The 3,426-nt window shown below is 71.0% G+C and carries 3 protein-coding genes and 1 pseudogene; all 4 read left to right on the top strand.

The annotated features are described in order from the left end of the window. Positions 1-95: 95 nt before the first annotated feature. A complete protein-coding gene (locus FUT87_RS21645) occupies positions 96-938 on the top strand; it encodes an N-acetylmuramoyl-L-alanine amidase (protein WP_147242352.1) in 843 nt (280 codons plus the stop codon). Between the two features lie 16 nt (positions 939-954). Continuing rightward, positions 955-1,964, top strand: a pseudogene (locus FUT87_RS21640) (ABC transporter permease subunit). Between the two features lie 64 nt (positions 1,965-2,028). Then, positions 2,029-2,913, top strand: a complete 885-nt coding sequence (locus tag FUT87_RS21635; protein ID WP_147242353.1) for an ABC transporter permease subunit — start codon at positions 2,029-2,031, stop codon at positions 2,911-2,913. Beyond that, positions 2,913-3,426, top strand: a 514-nt coding sequence (locus tag FUT87_RS21630; RefSeq protein ID WP_147242351.1) for an ABC transporter ATP-binding protein, incomplete at its 3' end; no start/stop codon positions are given. The genes FUT87_RS21635 and FUT87_RS21630, both read left to right, overlap by 1 nt.

Raw genomic sequence — 3,426 nt, 5'->3', positions numbered from 1 at the left:
GCCGGCCTGCGCGCCGCGCTGCCGCACGACCTGCCCCTCGCCGTTCAACAACCCGACACCGCCCTGGCCGCTGCGCGGCGCGCGGCCATCGCCCCATGAAGACCAAGCTCCTGACCCTCGCCGCCGTCGCGCTGCTCGCGGCCTGCGCCTCGCCCACGCTGCAGATCGACAAGACGCATGTCTCGGAGAACCAGGACAGCCGCGCGCAGTTCCTGATCCTCCACTACACGGTGCTCGACTTCGACAAGTCGATGAAGGTGCTGACCACCGGCGGCAAGGTCTCCGCGCACTACCTGGTGCAGGACAACCCGTCCAAGGTCTACCAGCTGGTCGACGAGAACCGCCGCGCCTGGCACGCCGGCGTCAGCTACTGGGGCGGCGCGACCAACCTGAACTCAGCCTCGATCGGCATCGAGATCGTCAACGCCGGCTTCACCGACACGCCGCTGGGCCGCGTCTACGCGCCCTATCCGCAGAAGCAGATCGACGACGTCATCCAGCTGACCCGCGAGATCGTCGCGCGCCACGGCATCCGCTCCGACCGCATCCTCGGCCACAACGACATCGCGCCGGGACGCAAGCAGGACCCGGGTCCGGAGTTCCCCTGGAAGCAGCTCGCCGACGCCGGCCTGATCGCCTGGCCGGACGCGGCGCAGGTGCAGGTCAAGCGGGCCATCTACGAGGTCGGCCCGGTGCCCGACGTCAACTGGTTCCAGCAGCGCCTGGCGCAGGTGGGCTACCAGACGCCGCGCACCGGCGAGTTCGACATCGCCACCCGCGAGGTGATCAGCACCTTCCAGATGAAATACCGTCCGGCCAACTTCGCCGGCGACATGGATGCCGAGACCGCCGCGCTGCTGGAGGTGGTCACCACGCCCGGCGGGATGCTCATGAAGCAGCCACGCGCCGCGGACTCGCAGGTGCGCTCGGCGTATTGACCTGGCGCCGCCTGCCTTGCTCAACTTCTTCCTCCGCCGCCTGGCCACCTTGCTGCCGACGCTGATCGGCGTGACGCTGGTCGCCTTCGGCCTGATCCGACTGGTGCCGGGCGATCCGATCGCGATCATGATGGGCGAGCGCGCGCTGGACGAGGCCACGCATGCGCGGCTGATGCACGAGCTCGGCCTGGACCAGCCGCTGTGGCGCCAGTACGCCGACTATGTCGGCGGCCTGCTGCACGGTGACCTGGGGCGATCGCTGGTGTCGCACGAGCCGGTCTCGCACGAATTCCGCGCGCTGTTTCCGGCCACCGCGGAGCTGGCGCTGTTCGCGCTGCTGCTGGCGATCGTGCTGGGCATGGCCCTGGGCATCGCCGCGGCGCTGCGTCGCGGCTCGCTGCTGGACCAGGGCGTGATGGGCGTGGCGACGGTGGGTTATTCGATGCCGGTGTTCTGGTGGGGGCTGATCCTCATCATGCTGTTCTCGGTCGGGCTGGGCTGGACGCCGGTGTCTGGCCGCATCGCCGTCGAGTACGACGTGCAGCGCGTCACCGGCTTCATGCTGATCGACGCGGCGCTGCACGACGAGGCCGGCGCCTGGCGCTCGGCGCTGCGCCACCTGCTGCTGCCGGCGCTGGTGCTGGGCACCAGCACGACGGCGGTGATCGCGCGCATGACCCGCTCCAGCCTGCTGGAGGTGCTGCGCGAGGACTACATGCGCAGCGCCCGCGCCCGCGGCCTGTCGCCGGCGCGGGTGGTGCTGGTGCACGGCCTGCGCAACGCGCTGATCCCCGTCATCACGGTGATCGGGCTGAAGGTCGCAGTCTGCTGGCCGGCGCGGTGCTGACCGAGACCATCTTCAGCTGGCCCGGCATCGGCAAGTGGCTCATCGACGCCATCGCGCGCCGCGACTATCCGGTGGTGCAGGCCGGCATCCTGATCTCGGCCTGCACCTTCATCGCGGTCAACCTGCTGGTGGACCTGCTGTACGGCGTGGTCAATCCGCGCATCCGCAAGCAGGGCTGAGATGAGCATGAGCGATCCCACCCGCCCGGCGCCGACGAGCCTCCCACCCGAGGTCCCGCCCGTCATGGCGCCGCCGGTGCTGCCGCCCGGCCCGCTGGCCGAGTTCTGGCGCGGTTTCTCCGCCAACCGCGGCGCGCTGGTGGCGCTGGTCGTGTTCACGCTGCTGGCGCTGGCGGCGCTGCTCGCGCCCTGGATCGCGCCGCACGATCCGGTGAGGCAGTACCGCGAGGCGATGCTGACCCCGCCGCTGTGGATGGACGGCGGCCAGGCGCGCTTCCTGCTCGGCACCGATGAACTCGGTCGCGACCTGCTGTCGCGGCTGCTGCACGGCGCGCGCGTGTCGCTCGGCATCGGGCTCGCCTCGGTCGTGCTGTCGCTGATCCCCGGCGTGCTGCTGGGGCTGCTGGCGGCCTTCCACCAGCGGCTGCTGGCGCCGGTCGTGATGCGGCTGATGGACGTGATGCTCGCGCTGCCCGGCCTGCTGCTGGCGATCTGCGTGATCACGGTGCTCGGGCCGGGCCTGATGAACACGGTGATCGCGATCGCCATCGGCAGCCTGCCGGAGTACGTCCGGCTCACCCGTGCCGCCGCGCTCGCCGAGCTCGGCAAGGACTACGTCACCGCCAGCCGCGTCGCGGGCGCGTCGACCTGGCGGCTGATGTTCTCGACGGTGCTGCCCAACTGCCTGGCGCCGCTGATCGTCAACGCGTCGCTGAGCTTCTCGGCCGCGATCCTCGAGGCCGCCGGCCTCGGTTTCCTCGGCCTGGGCGTCCAGGCGCCGATGGCCGAGTGGGGCACGATGCTGTCGTCGGCGCGCGACTACATCGTGCGCGCGCCCTGGGTGGTGACGCTGCCCGGGCTCGCGATCCTGGTCTCGGTGCTGAGCGTCAACCTGATGGGCGACGGCCTGCGCGACGCGCTCGACCCGCGCCTGAAGAGGGTCTCGTGATGCTGGAGATCCGTGACCTGCGCGTGCGCTTCGGCGCCTTCCCGGCGGTGGATGGTGTCGACCTCGATGTCGCGCCCGGCGAGGTGCTGGGCATCGTCGGCGAATCGGGCTCCGGCAAGTCGGTCAGCATGATGGCGCTGATGGGGCTGATCGACGCGCCCGGCGTGACCAGCGCCGCCTCGCTGCGCTTCGAGGACCAGGACCTGCTGGCGATGCCCGCGGCCGCGCGCCGACGGCTGGTGGGCAAGGACATCGCGATGGTGTTCCAGGATGCGCTGGCCTCGCTCAACCCGAGCTACACCGTCGGCCACCAGATCGAGGAGGTGCTGCGGGCCCATCTCGGCCTGCGCGGCGCGGCGGCGCGGCAGCGCGCGCTGGAGCTGCTGCAGCAGGTCGAGATCCCCGACGCGGCGAGCCGGCTGGGCGCCTATCCGCATGAACTGTCGGGCGGCATGAACCAGCGGGTGATGATCGCGCTGGCGATCGCCTGCTCGCCCAAGCTGCTGATCGCCG

The sequence above is a fragment of the Mitsuaria sp. TWR114 genome, from assembly GCF_007997345.1.
The sequence above is the reverse complement of the archived record's forward strand: the minus strand, read 5'-3'. Positions and strand labels throughout refer to the sequence as shown.

Bases quoted from the DNA above. Each gene is read 5' to 3' on its own strand.
- FUT87_RS21645 (WP_147242352.1), top strand. From the start codon at position 96: ATGAAGACCAAGCTCCTGACCCTCGCCGCCGTCGCGCTGCTCGCGGCC.
- FUT87_RS21635 (WP_147242353.1), top strand. From the start codon at position 2,029: ATGGCGCCGCCGGTGCTGCCGCCCGGCCCGCTGGCCGAGTTCTGGCGC.